Below are 19,881 nucleotides of genomic sequence, written 5' to 3'. Positions count from 1 at the left end.
TCAGCTCATCGACAACCCTTAAACACTTGTCAAAAACTGTACTGCTGTACCGGTACTTTACCCCCTCAAAACCCTGCATTTTTCGAGAAAACACCTTTAAACGCACCTAAATGGTGCCGACAGGTACAGTTGCATCATTTCCGAACAGTACAGCACCTATAAACAGTTAACTGGCCCCTCACAATACAGATGAACTGTATCTAGAGAGACTGGCGCGAGAGGAGGATCATGGGCACCAGTTAAACCACTACCTAATCCCGCCACAAGCGGAAGGATGCACACCATGGAACGTACACTCAGTTCCGAACTGTTCTTCGAAGACAAAGCTGCAAAAACCCAGGCTTCCATGCCTCTGCGCGTTCTCGCCAACCTGATGCTGTGGCAGCGCCGCATCTCCAGCCGCCACCAACTGGCTCGCCTGGATTCGCGTCTGCTGGCTGACGCAGGTATCAGCGAAGCTCAACGCTACGAAGAGCTGAGCAAGCCGTTCTGGCGCTAAGTTAGCGTCGCTGGCTCTGACCCATCGGGTCCACCGCCAGCACCCCGAATTGAAAAAACAAAACCCGTCGCGGGCAACCGCGACGGGTTTTGTCGTTTAAGGCCTGACAATGCCGGAAGCCGCCGGTACAGAAAGGGCATGGCCCGACAGATACAGTTTAAATATAAATGAAACTGAACCAGTACAATTTCATACCGGTGTATCTGTATGCGTGCCTGCATGAATAGCAACATGGTGTCCCAAGTCCCTGACTTCGGCCTGCCGAAAGGACCGCACCATGAACCACATACCAGGACGTATCGCACCTCTCAGCTTTTCCCATCCTCAGATAAGCGTGTGGAAACGCTTGTACCGCGCCTTGTGCCAGATGCAGCAGAACGCCCGAACACGTCGGGTGCTGGCGGGGCTCAACGATCAGCAATTATCCGATGTAGGTATCAGCCACAGCGATCGCATGGCCGAACTGGATAAGCCCTTCTGGCGCTAGTTCGCACCAGGACAGCAGAAGAGGGCTATTCGAACAGATGGGGTGGGCCTAATATCCAGTAGCGTGTAGCGATTTTCCTGAAGGGGTGTCTGATTCATCTGCCCCACAGTGACTACCTGGTGCCCACTCAGCACCACCCTATCTGTTATCAAGGAGTTTTACCTATGTCCCGTCTTCGCCTGCTCAGCGCTGCTGCCTTGCTGGCCTTGGCCTCCAACGCCCACGCCTCCAGCTTTATCGTTACCACCGATGCGGTAGTTGGCGCACTCAAGGCCACTTCCGATGCGACTTCCGACGTCACATCCTCGTTCCGTGACAACAAAATCGTGCGCGCCGCTCGTGACGACGCCGCCAGTTTTGTCGCTACCGAAGGCGCCATTCGCGGTGTGAAGCTGGAAAGCGCGTTTGACCACATCCGCCAGCAGTTGCCACAACTGAGCGCTACTGACGCCCAACTCGCTCAGGCCATCCTGACGATCTGACCCCTGGTCCGGTGACGGGTGCGCCAACGCACCCGAAACCCTGGGCGCTAGCTCTCGCCCGGGCATTGCGCTAGCCTTGCCGCTGGTTTTTCAGCTGTCGAGACTCATGCGTTTTTTCAGATCCTTGCTTACCGTCCCTTCGTTGATTGTCCTGTGTTGGACTGGCTCGGCCGCTGCTTTCGACCTGAGCACGCAAGGCCTGGTCATCACGGGCTACGCCACCAGCAAAGTGACCTCCGCGCCTTTCGACAACAAACGCGTACTGGCGGCCCAGGATGATGCCGCGGCGTTCATTGCCACTGACGGCCACCTGCGCGGAGCCCGGCTGGAATCAGCCCTGAAATACCTGCGTAAAACCCAGCCACAACTTCATGTCGGCGACCTTGAACTGGCGCAGGCAATTCTCGTCCAATAACTATCCCTGTCATCCCGGAGTCGTTCCATGCGTAGCCCGCTGATTGCTGCCACCCTTGGCCTGTTGCTGTTGGCTGATGTGGCCCAGGCACAAACCCTGGTAGCCACCAGTAACATCATCGTTCGAGCCTTTGGTCGTACCATCGATTTCACCTCGGACACCACCACCTCCATCCGCGACTCGAAAATCGTACGTGCCGCCCATGACGACGCCGCCAGCTTCGTCGCCAGCGACGGCGATATTCGTGGCGCCCAACTGGAAGCCGCCTTCGATACCTTGCGTAACCGTGTGCCGCAAGCCCGCGGCGCCAGTGATCAGGTACTCGCCGAAGCCATCCTCGCACTGTGAGGCCGCTCGCCGCCTGGCTGCTGGGCGCAGCGCTGTTACTCTTGGGCAACAGCGCTCAGGCCGGCCTGCAACTGCGGCTCAAGACCGAAGGCTTGAGCCCGGAGCAGCAGCACGCCAGCCAGGCGCTGCTGGATGAAGCAATGCAAGCGCTGCCGCCGCGCTTCATCGAACAACTGGACCGTCGCATCGATGTCGGCTGGACCGACGACATGCCTCACAACGCCTACGGCCAGGCATCGTTGGTCGACGAACTCGACCTGAATCGCAAACTGCTGGCCAGCCTCACCGACGGCAGCGCGGCCACCCAGAAAACCCATCGTCCCCATGGCACCGTGCGCCGGGAAATGCTCGCCACCGTGCTGCATGAACTCACCCATATTTATGACCGTTCGCGCCTGTGGTCGGGTGCCGAACGCACGCTGATCCAGCGCTGCAGTCGCCAGAACAGCGCCTCGGGCCTGATCGGGCTGCCGGACCAGTGCCGCGGCCAGACCGCGCGCCGCTTCACCCTCAGCGACGACCCGCGCCTGCTCGACCTCGCCGGCTGGCCGCAATACGTCGGCCGCCGCGGCGAACGCGAGCAGTACAACCGCCAGGTCGCTCGCAGCCCGGATATCTACGAAACGACCAACCCCAAAGAGTTCGTCGCGGTGAACATGGAGTACTTCCTCCTGGACCCGAGCTACGCCTGCCGCCGACCGGCACTGTACCGTTATTACCAGGAACACTTCGGCTGGGCGCCGAAGGCCAAGGACACCTGCGCCCAGTCCTTCGCCTTCCTCAACGCCGGCAACGACTTCGCCAAGCAGCCGCTAGGCAAGGTCGACCCGGAGCGGGTCTATGCCGTGGATTACCTGCTGGCCGAAGCCAACCAGAACTGGGTCAGCCGCTGGGGGCACAGCATGTTGCGCCTGGTGATCTGCGCACCTGGCCGGCCGCGCGGGCCGGATTGCCGACTGGACCTCGAGCAGCACCTGGTGCTGTCCTACCGCGCCTTTGTCGGTGACGTGCAGCTGTCGAGCTGGGACGGCCTGGTCGGCAAATACCCGTCCCGCCTGTTTATCCTGCCATTGGCCCAGGTCATCGATGAATACACCAAGACCGAGCTGCGCAGCCTGGCTTCGGTGCCGCTGAACCTGTCGCGCAACGAGATCGAAGAAGTGGTCGAGCGTGCCGCCGAGATGCACTGGAGCTACGACGGCAACTATTACTTCCTGTCCAACAACTGCGCCGTGGAAAGCCTGAAGCTGCTGCGCAGCGGCAGCAACAATGCCCAGCTCACCGGGCTCGACAGCATCATGCCCAACGGCCTGCTGGAAGTGCTCAAGGGCCGCGGCCTGGCCGATACCAGCGTATTGGACGATCCTCGCGAAGCCTTGCGCCTGGGGTATCGCTTCGACTCCTTCCGCGACCGCTACCAGGCGATGTTCGAGGTGTTGAAAAAGCACCTGCCGATCAAACAGAACAGCGTGGAAGACTGGCTGTCCCTGAGTGCCGCGCAGCGTCGCCAGTGGTTCGACCAGGCGGACCTGCGCACCAGCGCCGCCTTGCTGCTGCTCGAACAGGCGAGCTTCCGGCGCCAGCTGCTGCTGGCCCAGGATGAGGTCAAGCAGCGTTATCTGGGGGCTCGCGAGCTGCAGAACGGCGGCATGGACAAGGCCAACAAGACCCTGCAGGAAATCCTCGCCAACAGTGGCTTCCTCAGTCGCCCGGCCGAATTGCTCGGTAGCAGCGGTTATGGCTTGCCGCAGCCGAGCGAATGGCAACGCCTGGAAGCGGAAAGCAGCCTGCGCCAGAGACAGCTGCAAGCCCTGACCGGCGATCTGGACAAGGAAGTGCGCGCGTTGCTGGAGCCGAGCCGCGCTGCCGAAATCGCCGCCAACGAGGCCAACCTGAAACAGGTCGGCGAACATCTGCGGACCCTGCACAAGGCCGCGGGCGGGCTGGAACTGCCCTGACGTCAAAAGCTTCGCGGGCAAGCCTCGCTCCTACGAGAATGCGCAGGAACGAGGCTTGCCTGCGAAGCGATCCCACAACCTTACAACGTCTCCTCGGCCTCTCCCGGCAACTGCTCATCCAGGTGCAACCAGGGCAAGCGGCTGTCGGTCCAGATATGCCGCTCGGCCGGCGCCAGCTCCGGATGGTCCAGGGTGGCGATGGTCACATCGATGCTGTCCGGGCTCAGTTGGGTGACCAGCGCCAGATGCGCTCCGCAGTTCGGGCAGAAATACCGCGCACAGCCGGGCGAAGAGTCGTAGCGGGCCGGCGTCCCGGCCAGCCACTGGAAAGCCTGGCGGGGCAGGGTGATCCAGGTAGTCACCAGGCCGCCGCTGACCCGCCGGCAGATCGAACAATGGCAATGGGCGATATCGCACAATGGCCCGCTGAACTGATAACGCAGCTGGCCGCAGTGGCAACCGCCGGTGTGCAACAGGCTCATACAAAGACCTCCCAGCGACTGTTCCGGAAAACTCGGCCAACGGGCCGATCTGGTTGTTTTTTGACCGCACGTCGGCTCGCGACGCATCCACTCATTGCTTTCTACAACGAAAGGTAGCTGAAAGCTTCCGCGATTAGGATCGCCTCCACTGCCGGCAACAGACCGGTTGGCCAATGGGCGTTTTTGCGCCTCCAGGCCCAATTAACAACAACAATGGTGATTCTGATGTCCGTTCGTACCCGCCTTTTCGTCCCGCTTCCTCCAGCCCGTCCCGCGCTTCCCGTTCTGCGCTGACCCCATCCGGTTCGCCATTCCCTAGCCGCGCTACGCCTGGAGTATTCCCATGCTGACTTTCCTTGGCTTCGCCATGGTCATCACCTTCATGTTCCTGATCATGACCAAGCGCCTGTCCGCGCTGATCGCCCTGATCATCGTTCCTATCCTGTTCGCGCTGTTCGGCGGCTTCGCCCCGAAGATCGGCCCGATGATGCTCGAAGGCATCACCAAGCTGGCACCGACCGGCGTGATGCTGATGTTCGCCATCCTGTATTTCGCCTTGATGATCGACTCCGGCCTGTTCGACCCGGCCGTGCGCAAGATCCTCAAGCTGGTCAAGGGTGACCCGCTCAAAGTCTCGGTCGGTACCGCCGTGCTCGCGCTGGTGGTGTCCCTGGACGGCGACGGCGCCACCACCTACATGATCTGCGTGGCGGCCATGCTGCCGCTGTACAGCCGCATCGGCATGAGCCCGCGGATCATGGCCGGCCTGATCATCCTGGCCGGCGGCGTGATGAACATGACCCCCTGGGGTGGCCCGACCGCCCGTGCCGCCAGTGCGCTGCATGTCGACCCGTCGGACATCTTCGTGCCGATGATCCCGGCGATGCTGGCCGGCGTGGTGGCAATCCTGGCGATCGCCTACATGTACGGTAAGCGCGAACGTGCGCGCCTGGGCGAACTGCACCTGCAGGGCGACGAGATCGACCACAGCGAAATCAGCGTTTCGCAGTTTCCGGATGCTCGTCGTCCGAAGCTGATCTGGTTCAACGGCGCCCTGACCTTCGCCCTGATGTGCGCACTGATCGCCGGCCTGTTGCCGCTGCCTGTGCTGTTCATGGTGGCCTTCAGTATCGCGATGATCGTCAACTACCCGTGCCTGCAACAGCAGAAGGATCGCGTCGCGGCCCATGCCGGCAGCGTGCTGGCGGTGGTCGGGCTGATCTTCGCCGCCGGTATCTTCACCGGCATCCTGTCCGGTACCGGCATGGTCGATGCCATGTCCAAGAGCCTGCTGGCGGTGATTCCGGATGCACTGGGCCCGTACCTGGCGGTGATCACCGCGCTGGTGAGCATGCCGTTCACCTTCTTCATGTCCAACGACGCCTTCTATTACGGTGTGTTGCCAGTCCTCGCCGAGGCCGCCAGTCACTACGGCATCACCGCGGTGGAAATGGCACGTGCCTCGATCGTCGGCCAACCCGTGCACTTGCTGAGCCCGCTGGTACCATCCACCTACCTGCTGGTAGCCCTGGCCGGTATCGAGTTCGGCGATCACCAGCGCTTCACCCTCAAGTGGGCAGTGCTGGTTTGCCTGTGCATAATGTTCGCCGCCTTGCTGATGGGGATTTTTCCGCTGTTCAGCACTCTATAAAAAGCAATTGACTCACCGCGCCGGCCGCTAGACTTCGTTCTCGGAAATCTCGACTGGCGCGGTACAACACTCGCTCAAAGGAATACACATGGAATGGCTGACCAACCCGGAAATCTGGGTTGCCTTCTTTACCCTGACCGCCCTGGAAATCGTCCTGGGTATCGATAACATCATCATGATCTCGATCCTGGTCAGCCGCATGCCCAAGCACATGCAGGCACGGACCCGGATTTTCGGTCTGGCGCTGGCCATGATCACGCGGATCCTCCTGTTGCTGTCGATCACCTGGGTCATGCGCCTGACCGCCGACCTGTTCGTGGTCTTCGGCCAGGGTATTTCCGGGCGTGACCTGATCCTGTTCTTCGGTGGCCTGTTCCTGCTCTGGAAGAGCTCCCAGGAGATGTACCACGCCCTGGAAGGCGAGGACGAAACCGCGGAAGAGCCAAGCGGCAAGGGCGGCAACTTCCTCTACACCATCATCCAGATCGCAATCATCGACATCGTGTTCTCCCTGGACTCGGTGATCACTGCCGTCGGCATGGTCTCCCATGTACCGGTCATGGTCGCGGCGATCATCGTCGCGGTGCTGGTGATGATGCTGGCTTCGGGCACCATCAGCGAGTTCATCGACAAGCACCCGTCGCTGAAAATGCTGGCGCTGTCGTTCCTGCTGGTGGTCGGTACCGTACTGATCGCCGAGGCGTTCGAAGTGCACGTGCCAAAAGGCTACGTCTACTTCGCCATGGCCTTCTCGCTGGCGGTGGAGGCGATCAACATCAAGATGCGCACCGCCATCGCGAAAAAGAAAAAGCAGCAGGACCCGGTGAAACTGCGCAAGGACATCCCGGGTCAATAACCCGAGAGCGCAGCAGAAAAAGGGGCTTTCGAGCCCCTTTTTCACGCCCGCGAAAAACCGCTTTCTTCATGACAGTTTTGTTTCAATCGCCGCATCAGCTATGCGATGCTGGCGTACAGACCGTTAGCCAACTACAGCTTAAGTACAGAACGTAGAACAACGCGCGGCACCGTTAACTTGCCCCTCTGGGGCGCTATTCACCACAGGGGGCCGTTATGCTCACCCTGCTCAATTTGCTGTCCGCCGTGGCCTTGCTGATCTGGGGCACGCATATCGTCCGCACCGGCATCCTGCGGGTCTATGGCTCGAACCTGCGCCACCTGATCGGCCAGAACATGGCCAAGCGTCCGTTGGCTTTCATCGCCGGGATCCTGGTCACCGCCATGGTCCAGAGCAGCAACGCCACGGCGATGCTGGTCACCTCGTTCGTCGGCCAGGGGCTGATGGCCCTGACACCCGCCCTGGCGACCATGCTCGGCGCCGACGTCGGCACCGCGCTGATGGCCCGGGTACTGACCTTCGACCTGTCCTGGCTGTCGCCGCTGCTGATCTTTCTCGGGGTGATCTTCTTCCTGTCGCGCAAACAGACCCGCGCCGGCCAGCTCGGGCGGGTAGGGATCGGCCTGGGGCTGATCATCCTGGCCCTGCAATTGATCGTCGAAGCCGCCGCGCCCATCACCCATGCCCAGGGCGTGAAAGTCCTGTTCGCCTCGCTGACCGGCGACATCCTGCTCGACGCCCTGATGGGCGCGCTGTTCGCCATGATTTCCTACTCCAGCCTCGCGGCCGTGCTGCTCACCGCGACCCTGGCCGGCGCCGGCGTGATCAGCCTGCCGGTGGCCATCGGCCTGGTGATCGGCGCCAACATCGGCAGCGGGGTGCTGGCTTTCCTCAGCACCAACATGCAGAACGCCGCCGGCCGCCAGGTGGCGCTGGGCAGCCTGCTGTACAAGCTGATCGGCCTGGTGCTGATCATTCCGGTGCTCGACCCGCTCGCCCACTGGATGGACAGCCTGGACTTCAGCCCGCAAGAAGTGGTGATTGGTTTCCACTTGCTCTACAACACCCTGCGTTGCCTGGTACTGCTGCCGACGGTCGGGCCGATGGCCAAGGTCTGCACCTGGTTGCTGCCGGAACGCCCGGAAACCAATGGCCGGGCCAAGCCTCGCCACCTCGATCCGACCGCCCTGGCCACCCCCAGCCTGGCCCTGGCCAACGCGGCGCGGGAAACCCTGCGCATCGGCGACCTGGTCGAAACCATGCTCGAAGCCGTGCGCGATGTGCTGCACGGCAAGCAGACCGCGATCACCCAGGAAATGCGCAACCTCAACGACGATGTCGAAGTGCTCTATAACGCGATCAAACTCTACCTGGCGCAGATGCCCCGGGAAGACCTGGGCGAGCAGGACAGCCGGCGCTGGGCCGAGATCATCGAACTGGCGATCAACCTGAAACTGGCCAGCGACCTGATCGAACGCATGTTGCGCAAGGTCCAGCAGCAGAAGACCGCGCAGCGTCGCTCCTTTTCCGAAGTCGGCCTGGAAGAACTGGCCGGCCTGCATGAACAGCTGATCGCCAACCTGCGCCTGGGGCTCTCGGTGTTTCTCAGCGCCGATCCGGAAAGCGCGCGCCAGCTGCTGCGGGAAAAACGCCGCTTTCGCGCTCAGGAACGTCGCCTGGCCCATGCCCATGTCAGCCGTCTGCAACGTAAAATCGTCCAGAGCATCGAGACCAGCTCGCTGCATCTGGAACTGATCGCCGATATGAAGCGCCTGAATTCGCTGTTCTGCGGCAGCGCCTATGTGGTGCTGGGTTCCTCCGAAACCGGCGCGCTCGCCGTGGACGATATGGCTGACATCACCCATTCACCCTGAACGTCCACAGTTACCCGAAGTCTGTAGAACTTACGCCCGTCGTAAGGAAGCCCGTTATGCGTTGCCTGTTATTCGCCTGTCTGCTGCTCGGATCAGCCCACTCGTTTGCCCTGGATCGCTTCCAGGTCGAGGGCTACATGCTGCCCAACGGCCTGCAGTTGCTGCTCAAGCCGGGCAACGTGCGCGGCCACGTGGCGATTCGCCTGGTGGTCGGGGTAGGGCTGGACGACTTCGGCTGCGCCGACAAGGAACTGCCGCATGTGCTCGAACACCTGCTGTTCAGCGGCATCGACGCCAGCGGCGAGGGCGGGCTGGAGGAACGCATGCAAGCCCTGGGCGGCGAGTGGAACGCCTACACCAGCAATGCCGATACCACGTTCGTCATCGAGGCCCCGGCGAAAAACCAGCGCAAGGTGCTGGACCTGCTGCTGGCCCTCTTGACCCGTACCGAACTCGACGATAACGCATTGCAAACGGCGAAACGGGTGGTCGAGCGTGAGGACGGCGGGCACTACTCGCACTTGCAACGCTGGCTGGACCGCCAGGACCTGGGCCACACCGCCAGTAACCAGCTGGCGGTGGAGCTGGGCCTGAAGTGCGCCGAACGGGCCGAGGTCGATCAACTGACCCTGGAACAGCTGGAGCAGCTGCGCAAGAACTGGTACGCGCCGAACAATATGACCCTGATCGTCGTCGGCGACCTTGACCGCCTGCTGCCGGCCTACCTGGAACGCAGCTACGGGGCGCTGGAACCGGTGGAGCCCAGCGAGCACCAGGGCCTGCCGGACATTCAACAAACGGCCGCCGCCGAGCGCAGCCTGATCCACGGCTGGGTCGGCGACAGCGCCAAGCTGCACTGGCTGTTCCCCGAGCCGATCCTCGACCGGCAGCACGATGAAACCTTCGATCTGCTCAAGGATTACCTGGACTGGGCGCTGTACCAGAAGCTGCGCCTGCAGCATGAGCTGTCCTACGGGCCGAACAGCGAACGCGAGGTGTTCGGCGGCGTCGGCTTTCTCAGCCTGAATGCCGACCTGGAGCGCGCGGACGTCCCCGAGGCCCGGCAAGCGATCGACGAGCTCAAGGCGCAGCTGCTCAAGGACGGCCTGGAGCCGGCCACCTTCGCCCGTCTGCAACAGGCCGCCATTGCTCGCCAGGCCTGGGCGGTACAGGGCAATAGCGCCCTGGCAGACTACTACTGGGGCGCCTTGAGCGACTATGCGGACGGGCGTTTCAGCGATCCGGCCAAGCGCCTGCAAGCCGTCAGCCTGAAGCAGGCCAACCAGGCCATGCGCCAACTGCTGGAACAGCCCGGCTACCTGCGGATCGAAAAACCGCTGCTGAGCTATGCGGCCTTGAGCGGGCTGATCCTCGGCGCACTGCTATTGATTGTTCTGGCGCTGTTCGGCGGGCGGGCTTATCGCAAACGAATCCGTGCCTGATGCGTCTTTTGTCATGCTAAACCGTTATTCTGTCGGGGATTTTTTCTAGTGTGATCGCCGAATGCCAAACCTGACTCATTACATGCAGCGCATCCTGGAACTGATGAAGCGCTACCCAGGGGTCATTGCGCTCGGCGGTTTCATTTCCGGTGTCGGCAGTTTCATCCTGGTGGACCGCCAACAAGGCCTGGCCACCTGGATCGCCGTGATCATGCTGGTGAGCTGGATCTGGCTGATGCTGGAAAACAGCCTGACCCAGCTGTTCACCAAGATATTCAAGCGGGAAATCCCCCAACCGCTGCTGCGTTACGCAACGCAGATGATTCACCAGGAAAGCCTGTTTTTCGTCCTGCCGTTCTTCTTCATCACCACCGCCTGGAACAGCGGGCAGCTGGTATTCACCGGCCTGCTGGGCGCCTCGGCGCTGGTCTCGATCATCGACCCGCTGTACTACAAATGGCTGGCCCCACGGCGCTGGCTGTTCCTCGCCCTGCATACCCTGACGCTGTTCGCCGCATTGCTGACCGCGCTGCCGATCATCCTGCACCTGACCACCGCGCAGAGCTTCAAGCTGGCCCTGGGCATCGCCATGCTGTTGTCGTTCCCCAGCCTTGCGTCGATCTTCCCGATCCGCAACCTGCGCGGCGCGCTGATGCTGCTGGGCATGACCCTGGCCATCGGCGGCACTGGCTGGCTGCTGCGCTCCTGGGTTCCGCCGGCGACCTTGTGGATCGCCGAGGAAGCCATCAGCACCCAGTTGCAGGACCGCACCCCCGGCGCCAGCCTCAAGGAGGTCAGCGCCAACGACGTGCGCAGCACCGGGCTGTATGCCTACACCGCGATCAATGCGCCGCGCGGGCTGGACGAGCGCATTTATCACGTCTGGCAATTCAACGGTAAAGAGGTCGACCGGGTGGCCCTGGACATCCACGGCGGGCGCAAGGAGGGCTACCGCGCCTGGTCGCACAAGCAGAACTTCCCCGGTGATCCGACCGGCAGCTGGCAGGTCCGGGTGCTGACCGAAGACGGGCAGGTGATCGGCGTGCTGCGCTTCAAGATCACCGGCACCAACGGGCAAGACTCAGCACCTTAGTACAAGGCAAAGTCGTCTCGATCGTGGTATTACGTAGCACTGCGTAAAAACCATGCAAGCACGGAGCTTATGACTCAGAGCACGACGGCCGGCAGTGCCCAACTGGATACGTCGAGTTCCCCCTCGCGGTTGCGAGTCGCGGGGGACTGGACGCTCGTCCATTACACCGAGCTCAAGCACCTCTGCGAAAAGCTCACCGGACAGTACGACGCCAGCACCCACATCGACCTCAACGGCCTCGGCGCCCTGGATACCGCGGGCGCCTCGCTGTTGGTCGAGCTGCTGGGCTCCGAGCGCCTCGGCCAGTCCACCGAACACCCCGATTGCACCTTGTCTTCGGCCGACCGCGCACTGCTGCAGACCGTCTACTGCTCGCTGACCGACTTCTGCGTACCGCTCAAGGAGCCGGAAATATCGGTCGGCATCCAGTTGCTGACCCGGATCGGCAAGGCGGTCGACGCCATCTGGCAGGACAGCCTGAAACTGCTGGGTTTCGTCGGCCTGATCCTCGAAACCCTGGCCCGCGGCCTGCTGCGCCCCAAGCGCTGGCGCATCACGCCGATGGTCGCGCATATCGAGCAGACCGGCCTCGACGCCGCGCCCATCGTCGCCTTGCTGACCTTTCTGGTGGGCGCCGTGGTGGCCTTCCTCGGCGCCACGGTGCTGCAGAGTTTCGGCGCCAGCATCTTTACCGTGGACCTGGTGGCGTTCTCCTTCCTGCGTGAGTTCGGTGTGCTGCTCACCGCGATCCTCATGGCCGGCCGGACCGCGAGCGCCTTCACCGCGCAGATCGGCTCGATGAAGGCCAACGAGGAAATCGACGCCATCCGCACCCTGGGCCTGGACCCGATGGAGCTGCTGGTGCTGCCCCGGGTCCTGGCGCTGCTGGTGGCGCTGCCGATGCTGACCTTCCTGGCGATGCTCTCGGGGATTGTCGGTGGCGGGGTGGTCTGTGCGCTGTCGCTGGATATCTCGCCGGCGATGTTCCTCGCCTTGCTGCAATCGGACATCGGCGTGCAGCACTTCCTGGTGGGCATGGTCAAGGCGCCGATCTTCGCCTTCCTGATCGCCGCCATCGGCTGCCTGGAAGGCTTCAAGGTCAGCGGCAGCGCCGAGTCCGTGGGCGCCCACACCACCTCCAGCGTGGTGCAATCGATCTTCGTGGTGATCGTCCTCGATGCCGTCGCCGCGCTGTTCTTCATGGAGATGGGCTGGTGAACCGTTCAACCCGTCCGCCCGCCGAGGCGGTGATCGAAGTCCGTGGCCTGTGCAATCGCTTCGGCCCGCAGAGTGTGCACGAAAACCTCGACCTGGACCTGTACAAGGGCGAGATCCTCGCGGTGGTCGGCGGTTCGGGCAGCGGCAAGTCGGTGCTGCTGCGCAGCATCATCGGCCTGCGCCAGCCCAGCGAAGGTTCGGTGCGGGTATTCGGCCAGAACCTGCCGAGCCTGGCGGAACATGAGCGCTCGCTGATCGAACGGCGCTTCGGCGTGCTGTTCCAGAAGGGCGCGCTGTTCTCGTCGCTGACCGTGACCGAAAACGTCGCCCTGCCGTTGATCGAGCATGCCGGCCTGAGCCGCGCCGACGCCGAGCACCTGGCGGCGGTGAAACTGGCGCTGGCCGGGTTGCCGCTGTCGGCGGCCGACAAATACCCGGCCTCGCTGTCCGGCGGCATGATCAAGCGTGCCGCCCTGGCCCGGGCGCTGGCCCTGGACCCGGACATCCTGTTTCTCGACGAACCCACCGCCGGCCTCGACCCGATCGGCGCCGCGGCTTTCGACCAATTGATCCTGACCCTGCGTGACGCCCTGGGCCTGAGCGTGTTCCTGGTCACCCACGACCTGGACACGCTGTACACCATCACCGACCGGGTGGCGGTGCTGGCACAGAAAAAGGTGCTGGTGGCGGATGCCATCGACCAGGTCGCCGAGACCGACGACGCCTGGATTCACGAATACTTCCATGGCCCTCGCGGCCGCGCGGCGTATCAGGCCGCTACACAGCTCAACGAGGTATGACATGGAAACCCGAGCCCATCATGTCCTGATCGGCCTGTTCACCGTGATTGTGGTGGTCGGCGCCCTGCTGTTCGGCCTGTGGCTGGCCAAGTCCAGCGTCGACACGGAGTTCAAGGACTACGAGATCATCTTCAACGAGGCCGTCAGCGGCCTGTCCAAAGGCAGCGCCGTGCAGTACAGCGGGATCAAGGTCGGCGATGTGGTCAGCCTGCGCCTGGACCCGAACGACCCGCGCCGGGTCCTGGCGCGGATCCGCCTGAGCGGCGAGACCCCGATCAAGGAAGACACCCAGGCCAAGCTGACCCTGACCGGCATCACCGGGACCTCGATCATCCAGCTCAGTGGCGGTACTCCACAAAGCCAGCCGCTTCTGGGCAAGGACGGCAAACTGCCGGTGATCGTCGCTTCGCCATCGCCGATCGCCCGCCTGCTGAACAACAGCGAAGACCTGATGACCAGCGTCAACCTGCTGCTGCACAACGCCAACAGCATGTTCTCACCAGAGAACGTCGAGCGCATCGGCAACACCCTCGAACACCTGGAGCAGACCACCGGAGCCATCGCCGAACAGCGCGGCGACGTGCGCCTGGCCATGCAGCAACTGGCGTCCATCGGCAAGCAGGCCAGCGCCACCCTGGAACAGACCACCGCGCTGATGCGCAACGCCAACGGCCTGCTCAACGAGCAGGGCAAGCAGATGTTCGGCAGCGCCGAGCTGGCCATGCAATCGCTGGAACAGAGCAGCGCCACCCTCAACAAACTGCTGACCGACAATCAGGACTCGCTGAACAACGGCATCCAGGGCCTCAATGGCCTGGCGCCGGCCGTGCGCGAGCTGCGCGATACCCTGAGCTCGCTGCGGGCCATTTCGCGGCGCCTGGAAGCCAACCCCAGCGGCTACTTGCTGGGCAGTGACAAGAACAAGGAGTTCACGCCATGAAGCGTGCCTATCGCCTATTCGGCCGGCTGGCCCTGGCCGCCGGATTCGCCTTGAGCGGCGCCTGCTCGATCCTGCCCCAGGCCGACCCGGTGGATATCTATCGCCTGCCCGCGGCCCAGAGCGCCACAGCCCGGCCTCAGGGCCACGCGCAGCCCTGGTCCCTGCGCCTGACCAAACCCCTGGCGAGCGACGCCTTGAACAGCGCGAGAATCGCTGTGATCCCCCAAGGCGATGTGATCAGCAGCTACAAGGACGCGCGCTGGAGCGATCCGGCGCCGGTGCTGCTGCGCAATCGGCTGCTGGATGGGTTCCTCGCCGATGGCCGGGTGCAGTTGCTGGGCACCGACGACAGCGATGTGCAGACCGATCTCGAACTGGGCGGCAACCTGCAGGCATTCCAGAGCGAATACCAGGGCAAGGCGGTGGCGGTGGTGATCCGCCTGGATGCGCGCCTGGTGCGCGGCTACGACCAGAAGATCCTGGCCAGCCAGCGCTTCGAAGTGCGCCAGCCGCTGAACGATACCAAGGTGCCGGCGGTGGTCGCCGGGTTTGGCCAGGCCGGGGACGCCTTGAACCGGCAGGTGGTGGAGTGGACGGTGAAGCAGGGCAGTCAGCTGGTCAGGCGCTGATCGCCTCATCGCGGGCAAGCCTCGCGCCTACAGGATGGTCCTGGTAGGCGCGAGGCTTATCCGCGAATCGTTCCGAGCCTTAACCGAAGAACCAGTAGCACACCGCAATCGCCGCCACCACGCCGGCCAGCTCGGCCAGCAAGGCGCAGCCGACGGCATGGCGCGCCCGCTGGATGCCGACCGAGCCGAAGTACACCGCCAGCACATAGAAAGTGGTCTCGGTACTGCCCTGGATCGTCGCCGCGGCCAACGCTGGGAAACTGTCCACGCCCTGGGTCTGCATGGTTTCGATCAACATGGCCCGCGCGGCGCTGCCGGAGAAGGGCTTGACCAGGGCCGTCGGCAGGGCATCGACGAAGCGTGTGTCCCAGCCAGCCCATTCCACCAGATACCGGATGCCGTCCAGGCCGAAGTCCAGGGCGCCGGAAGCGCGCAGCACGCCCACCGCGCAGAGCATGGCCACCAGATACGGCAGCAGGTTCTTGGCGACATCGAAACCTTCCTTGGCGCCCTCGACGAAGGCCTCGTAGACCTTGACCTTGCGCAGCGCGCCAATCACCAGGAACAACATGATCAGGCCGAACAGGGTCAGGTTGCCCAGGATCGACGACAGCGACGCCAGCGCGGTGGCCGACAGCGTGGCGAGCAAGGCCATGAAGCCGCCCAGGGCCAGGGCGCCGGGAATCAGGTAGGCCAGCACCACTGGGTCCCACAGGCGCAAGCGCTGCATCACCGCGACCGACAGCAGGCCGACCAGGGTCGAGGCGCTGGTGGCCAGCAGGATCGGCAGGAACACCAGGGTCGGGTCGGCGGCGCCTTGCTGGGCGCGGTACATGAAGATGGTCACTGGCAGCAGGGTCAGGGACGAGGCGTTCAGCACCAGGAACAGGATCTGCGCGTTGCTCGCCGTGGTCGCGTTGGGGTTGAGGTCCTGCAAGGCGCGCATGGCCTTGAGGCCGATCGGCGTGGCGGCGTTGTCCAGCCCCAGGCCATTGGCCGCGAAGTTCAGGGTGATCAGGCCGATGGCCGGGTGCCCGGGAGGCACTTCCGGCATCAGGCGGGTGAACAGCGGGCCCAGGGCCTTGGCCAGCCAGTCGACGATCCCGGCCTTTTCGGCGATCCGCAAAAAGCCCAGCCACAAGGTCAGGGTGCCGAACAGCAGCACCATCACTTCCACCGACAGCTTGGCCATGGCGAAGATGCTTTCCACCATCGCCGCGAAGATCCCGGCGTTACCGCCGACCAGCCACTGCGCCAGCGCTGAAACGGCCGCCACGATGAAGAAGCCAAGCCACAGGCCATTGAGCATCAGTTATTCCCCCAGAAGATGCGGCGAATGATAGCGGTGCAGACAGAAACGACAAACCCCGGATTGACCGGGGTTTGTCGATGATGACGGCTACAGCTGTCAGCCTTTGGTGACTTCACCGGCCGGCAGCGGCTCCTTGCTGCGCCAGTGCGGCAGGGAGTTCCAGTAGCGCTGGCCCTTGGCGTCGTCGTACATGCCTTCCCAACGCGCGATGACCAGGACCGCCAGGGCGTTGCCGATCACGTTCAGCGCGGTACGGGCCATGTCCATGATGCGGTCGACACCGGCGATGAAGGCCAGGCCTTCCAGCGGAATGCCCACGCTGCCCAGGGTCGCCAGCAGCACCACGAAGGACACGCCCGGTACGCCGGCGATACCTTTGGAGGTGACCATCAGGGTCAGGACCAGCAGCAGTTGCTGGCTGATCGACAGGTCGATGCCGTACAGCTGGGCAATGAAAATCGCCGCGATGCTCTGGTACAGGGTCGAACCGTCGAGGTTGAACGAGTAACCGGTCGGTACCACGAAGCTGCAGATGGCTTTCGGCGCACCGTAGGCTTCCATCTTCTCGATCACCCGCGGCAGCACGGTTTCCGAACTGGCGGTGGAGTAGGCCAGCACCAGCTCATCCTTGAAGATGCGCATCAGCTTGATCACCGAGAAGCCGAACAGGCGAGCGATCAGGCCCAGGACCACGAAAGCGAAGAAGGCGATGGCCACATAAACCAGGATCACCAGCTTGGCCAGCGGCAGCAGGGAGGCGAAACCGAAGTTGGCCACGGTCACCGCGATCAGGGCGAATACGCCGATCGGCGCGTAGTTCATGATCATGTGGGTGACTTTGAACATGCTTTCCGAGACGCCCTGGAACATCTTCACCAGCGGCTCGCGCAGGTCGGCCTGCAGGCTCGACAGACCGAGGCCGAACAGCACCGAGAAGAAGATGATCGGCAGCATCTCGCCGCGGGCCATGGCCGCGAAGATGTTCGATGGGATCAGGTTGAGGATGGTTTCGATGAACGCGTGTTCATGCTGTACCTCGGCGGCGGTCGCCTGGTACTTGGAAATATCCACGGTACCCAGGGTGCTCATGTCGATGCCGGCGCCCGGGTGGAACACGTTGGCCAGCACCAGGCCGACCAGGATCGCGATGGTGGTGACGATTTCGAAGTAGATGATGGTCTTCAGGCCGATACGCCCGAGCTTCTTCGCGTCACCCACGCCGGCGATACCGACGATCAGCGAGGAGATCACGATCGGGATCACGATCATCTTGATCAAGCGGATAAAGATATCGCCCGCAGGTTGCAGGACGTTGCTGATCCACCAGGCTTTTTCGGCACTGAAATGGTTGAGCAGCGCACCAATTGCAATCCCCAGCACCAGACCGATGAGGATCTGCCAGGCGAGGCTTAGTTTTGCCTTCTTCATATCATTACCCTTACTTCAGTTGGACTCGGGCTGATGCGCGAACTGGAACGCTCAATGGCGGAAAAGTCTGTGCATCGGCCCCCGTATAAGGTCACCCCGAGCGAGCATTTACGGCTCTCTGCAGGCGAAAAAAGGCGCAACTATTCCGACGCAAGGGGGGCGCGTCTAATGCCGTAAACGCCTACCCTATGCCGAATCGGCATGAGTTTTTCTAAACGAAACGGGCGTCCCAACCGGTTCGAATGCGACATTTCGGCCTGAGCATCTGCCGTGAAACGGCCATTTCAGGCGGCATTCAGCGTTTTTGAGTGGGTTCGAAATGACCTTCGAAAGAAGGGAAAGTTCTTACGTTAGAACCAGAAATCTCATCTGGAAAAAGCCAAAAGTTTCTCGATGTACGGTCGCAAGGAAACACCGTGAAACGGTTAGGCCACACATCTGGGAATGGTTGCCGCGTCCCCCGCCTGAAAAAGCAGGCCACCGCTCTGCCACAAAGGTTTGTGGCATTCAAACACGACGCAAGTCGTCAAGCCTGAGCGGCTGGCGAACTTGCGCCGCAGTTTTTCCTGACCCGGCCCTCGCGGAGGTACTCCCTGTACCCCTAGGTCACTCCGATCCGGTTTCGATCAGAACGTCCCGGCCCCCTGGTCATGCGCGGCCCCTCCTCGGGGCGGTGCAACAGAAAGCAAGGCCCGGGTGGGCGCTTGCTTTCCATGGTCGAACCTTCGAACAGTCAACTCAGTACCAGTTCGGGTCCTTTTTCAGCTGTTCCTTGAGCAAGCCCTGCATGCCAGCATCCGGCTTGCCGAGAAAGCGGTATTCGGCATGGCGGGTCGGCGACTTGTCCGCGGGCAGGCCCGCCGGCACTTCGACCAACATGGCGTAGGCGTCTTTCTTGTCGAAACTGAACGCCACGATCAGGCGCTGGTTGCGACAGGTATCGCGGGTTTCGCAAAGCGGACCGACCAGGTACTTGTCGCCGTCTTCTTCCACCGCATTCATCTGCTGCGCGTCACCGGACAGGTTCATCACCCATTCCGGCAGGCGCTCTTCCTTTTCGACGACTTCCTGCCAGGTTTCACGGTATTGCGGGTCACTGTTCAACAACTCGTTGACCCGGGTCTGACCGTCGTTGGCCGCCATCGCCATGGCCGCGCCGCCCAGCAACAGGGCGGCGGCCAATGTTTTCAAAGAAACGCTCATGTTCAACCTCGACCACGACGGCCAAAGAAGAAGGAAGCGATGAACATCACCAGGAAAACGACAAAGAGAATCTTGGCGATACCCGTGGCGGTGCCCGCGATACCACCAAAGCCCAGTACCGCAGCGATGATGGCAATGATCAGGAATGTGATTGCCCAGCTCAACATGGTCATTCTCCTTACGCTTCTATTTAGAGGTACTGCCTAGCCGGCCCGCCGTTGCGCACCGACTGTCCTGCCTAGAACACCCAGCGCTCCTGATAAGCCGTGTCGGTAGCAGGCTGAGCCTGGTCGACATCCATCAGAAGCATCGGGGCGGAATCGGCAAACCGAGTGCTGACTGCACTGAAGTGGGTTTGAGTGGGATGAGAAACCGGCAACCTCACAGCTTCTTGCTGCTGGCTTTGCTCCCAACGTGAAAACTGCTGACCGCCAATCAAGGTCACCAGCAATGCCAGGCTGGCGAACAATCCCTGCTGCAAATGCAGGGACGAAACAGACAATGGGGCGAGACGTTGGCGTTTCATCCGGAAGCTCCTCCCATGGGGGTCATTGTTCTCAACGCTTGTTGCTGTGCCTGCGGCTTGTTCAACCGAGCCTGATCAGGTTGTTGCAGCCTGCATGCCAGCTTTTACGATTAGAACAAACTCAATAAAAACAATTACTTGCAATCATATTGGGAGGTTTGCCATACGCCATCCTGCACGATGCCGCCCTGGATACCGTGCGAATTGCACGATCGGCCCGGTACTTGAGGAAAAAAGC

21 protein-coding genes are annotated in these 19,881 nt (G+C 62.3%); 15 read left to right on the top strand and 6 right to left on the bottom strand.

What is annotated here, in order from left to right:
* The first annotated feature begins 283 nt into the window (after window positions 1-283).
* From C4K27_RS00580 to C4K27_RS00555, 6 genes are all read left to right on the top strand, one after another.
* A complete protein-coding gene (locus C4K27_RS00580) occupies window positions 284-499 on the top strand; it encodes a DUF1127 domain-containing protein (RefSeq protein ID WP_009041553.1) in 216 nt (71 codons plus the stop codon).
* A gap of 277 nt (window positions 500-776) precedes the next feature.
* On the top strand, window positions 777-986 hold the full coding sequence (locus C4K27_RS00575) for a DUF1127 domain-containing protein (RefSeq protein ID WP_007924249.1): 210 nt from the start codon (window positions 777-779) through the stop codon (window positions 984-986).
* Between the two features lie 164 nt (window positions 987-1,150).
* Window positions 1,151-1,468 carry a DUF2388 domain-containing protein gene (locus C4K27_RS00570; RefSeq protein WP_007924251.1) on the top strand — a complete coding sequence of 106 codons (318 nt, stop codon included), beginning with the start codon at window positions 1,151-1,153 and terminating at the stop codon, window positions 1,466-1,468.
* 106 nt (window positions 1,469-1,574) lie between these two features.
* Window positions 1,575-1,883 (top strand): DUF2388 domain-containing protein, encoded by a 309-nt coding sequence (locus C4K27_RS00565; protein ID WP_053263282.1) that lies wholly within the window; start codon window positions 1,575-1,577, stop codon window positions 1,881-1,883.
* Between the two features lie 27 nt (window positions 1,884-1,910).
* Entirely contained in the window at window positions 1,911-2,231 is a 321-nt protein-coding gene (locus tag C4K27_RS00560; protein ID WP_007924254.1) for a DUF2388 domain-containing protein, read from the top strand.
* Window positions 2,228-4,189 (top strand): DUF7844 domain-containing protein, encoded by a 1,962-nt coding sequence (locus C4K27_RS00555; RefSeq protein ID WP_053263267.1) that lies wholly within the window; start codon window positions 2,228-2,230, stop codon window positions 4,187-4,189. The genes C4K27_RS00560 and C4K27_RS00555 overlap by 4 nt, the downstream gene beginning before the upstream one ends.
* 80 nt (window positions 4,190-4,269) lie before the next feature.
* On the opposite strand, the gene C4K27_RS00550 is transcribed toward C4K27_RS00555, so the two are convergent.
* Window positions 4,270-4,671, bottom strand: coding sequence for a GFA family protein (locus tag C4K27_RS00550; RefSeq protein ID WP_053263266.1), 402 nt, complete (start codon window positions 4,669-4,671; stop codon window positions 4,270-4,272).
* A gap of 343 nt (window positions 4,672-5,014) precedes the next feature.
* On the opposite strand from C4K27_RS00550, the gene C4K27_RS00545 reads away from it, so the two are divergent.
* The 9 genes from C4K27_RS00545 (at window position 5,015) to C4K27_RS00505 (ending at window position 15,174) form a co-directional block, all read left to right on the top strand.
* Window positions 5,015-6,322 (top strand): CitMHS family transporter, encoded by a 1,308-nt coding sequence (locus tag C4K27_RS00545; protein WP_007924260.1) that lies wholly within the window; start codon window positions 5,015-5,017, stop codon window positions 6,320-6,322.
* A gap of 88 nt (window positions 6,323-6,410) precedes the next feature.
* The gene (locus C4K27_RS00540) at window positions 6,411-7,178 is read left to right on the top strand and encodes a TerC family protein (protein ID WP_009046297.1); all 768 of its coding nucleotides are present in this window, start codon (window positions 6,411-6,413) and stop codon (window positions 7,176-7,178) included.
* A 215-nt stretch (window positions 7,179-7,393) separates the two neighbouring features.
* On the top strand, window positions 7,394-9,052 hold the full coding sequence (locus C4K27_RS00535) for a Na/Pi cotransporter family protein (RefSeq protein ID WP_009041545.1): 1,659 nt from the start codon (window positions 7,394-7,396) through the stop codon (window positions 9,050-9,052).
* Between the two features lie 56 nt (window positions 9,053-9,108).
* Window positions 9,109-10,494 (top strand): M16 family metallopeptidase, encoded by a 1,386-nt coding sequence (locus C4K27_RS00530; protein ID WP_053263265.1) that lies wholly within the window; start codon window positions 9,109-9,111, stop codon window positions 10,492-10,494.
* A 61-nt stretch (window positions 10,495-10,555) separates the two neighbouring features.
* On the top strand, window positions 10,556-11,587 hold the full coding sequence (locus tag C4K27_RS00525; protein ID WP_053263264.1) for a DUF5924 family protein: 1,032 nt from the start codon (window positions 10,556-10,558) through the stop codon (window positions 11,585-11,587).
* 69 nt (window positions 11,588-11,656) lie between these two features.
* Window positions 11,657-12,805: an ABC transporter permease gene (locus C4K27_RS00520; RefSeq protein ID WP_053263263.1), complete on the top strand. Its 1,149-nt coding sequence runs from the start codon at window positions 11,657-11,659 to the stop codon at window positions 12,803-12,805.
* A complete protein-coding gene (locus tag C4K27_RS00515; protein WP_007924271.1) occupies window positions 12,802-13,605 on the top strand; it encodes an ABC transporter ATP-binding protein in 804 nt (267 codons plus the stop codon). The genes C4K27_RS00520 and C4K27_RS00515 overlap by 4 nt, the downstream gene beginning before the upstream one ends.
* A gap of 1 nt (window position 13,606) precedes the next feature.
* Window positions 13,607-14,545 (top strand): MlaD family protein, encoded by a 939-nt coding sequence (locus tag C4K27_RS00510; RefSeq protein ID WP_053263262.1) that lies wholly within the window; start codon window positions 13,607-13,609, stop codon window positions 14,543-14,545.
* Window positions 14,542-15,174 (top strand): ABC-type transport auxiliary lipoprotein family protein, encoded by a 633-nt coding sequence (locus C4K27_RS00505; RefSeq protein WP_053263261.1) that lies wholly within the window; start codon window positions 14,542-14,544, stop codon window positions 15,172-15,174. Before C4K27_RS00510 ends, C4K27_RS00505 begins: the two co-directional genes overlap by 4 nt.
* Before the next feature lie 79 nt (window positions 15,175-15,253).
* Here C4K27_RS00505 and C4K27_RS00500 read toward each other — a convergent pair whose 3' ends face one another.
* The 5 genes from C4K27_RS00500 to C4K27_RS00480 all read right to left on the bottom strand — a co-directional run bounded on the left by C4K27_RS00500 (window position 15,254) and on the right by C4K27_RS00480 (window position 19,643).
* Window positions 15,254-16,483, bottom strand: a complete 1,230-nt coding sequence (locus C4K27_RS00500) for a nucleoside recognition domain-containing protein (protein ID WP_053263260.1) — start codon at window positions 16,481-16,483, stop codon at window positions 15,254-15,256.
* A gap of 99 nt (window positions 16,484-16,582) precedes the next feature.
* Window positions 16,583-17,914 (bottom strand): glutamate/aspartate:proton symporter GltP, encoded by a 1,332-nt coding sequence (gene gltP, locus C4K27_RS00495; protein WP_007924276.1) that lies wholly within the window; start codon window positions 17,912-17,914, stop codon window positions 16,583-16,585.
* Window positions 17,915-18,652: 738 nt separating this feature from the next.
* Window positions 18,653-19,117 (bottom strand): inhibitor of vertebrate lysozyme family protein, encoded by a 465-nt coding sequence (locus C4K27_RS00490; protein WP_053263259.1) that lies wholly within the window; start codon window positions 19,115-19,117, stop codon window positions 18,653-18,655.
* Window positions 19,118-19,119: 2 nt separating this feature from the next.
* Window positions 19,120-19,284: a DUF1328 domain-containing protein gene (locus tag C4K27_RS00485; protein WP_003177151.1), complete on the bottom strand. Its 165-nt coding sequence runs from the start codon at window positions 19,282-19,284 to the stop codon at window positions 19,120-19,122.
* Between the two features lie 71 nt (window positions 19,285-19,355).
* The gene (locus C4K27_RS00480) at window positions 19,356-19,643 is read right to left on the bottom strand and encodes a hypothetical protein (RefSeq protein WP_009041537.1); all 288 of its coding nucleotides are present in this window, start codon (window positions 19,641-19,643) and stop codon (window positions 19,356-19,358) included.
* Window positions 19,644-19,881: the final 238 nt, after the last annotated feature.

It is taken from the genome of Pseudomonas chlororaphis subsp. chlororaphis (assembly GCF_003945765.1).
Taxonomy (GTDB): domain Bacteria; phylum Pseudomonadota; class Gammaproteobacteria; order Pseudomonadales; family Pseudomonadaceae; genus Aquipseudomonas; species Aquipseudomonas chlororaphis.
The sequence above is the reverse complement of the archived record's forward strand: the minus strand, read 5'-3'. Positions and strand labels throughout refer to the sequence as shown.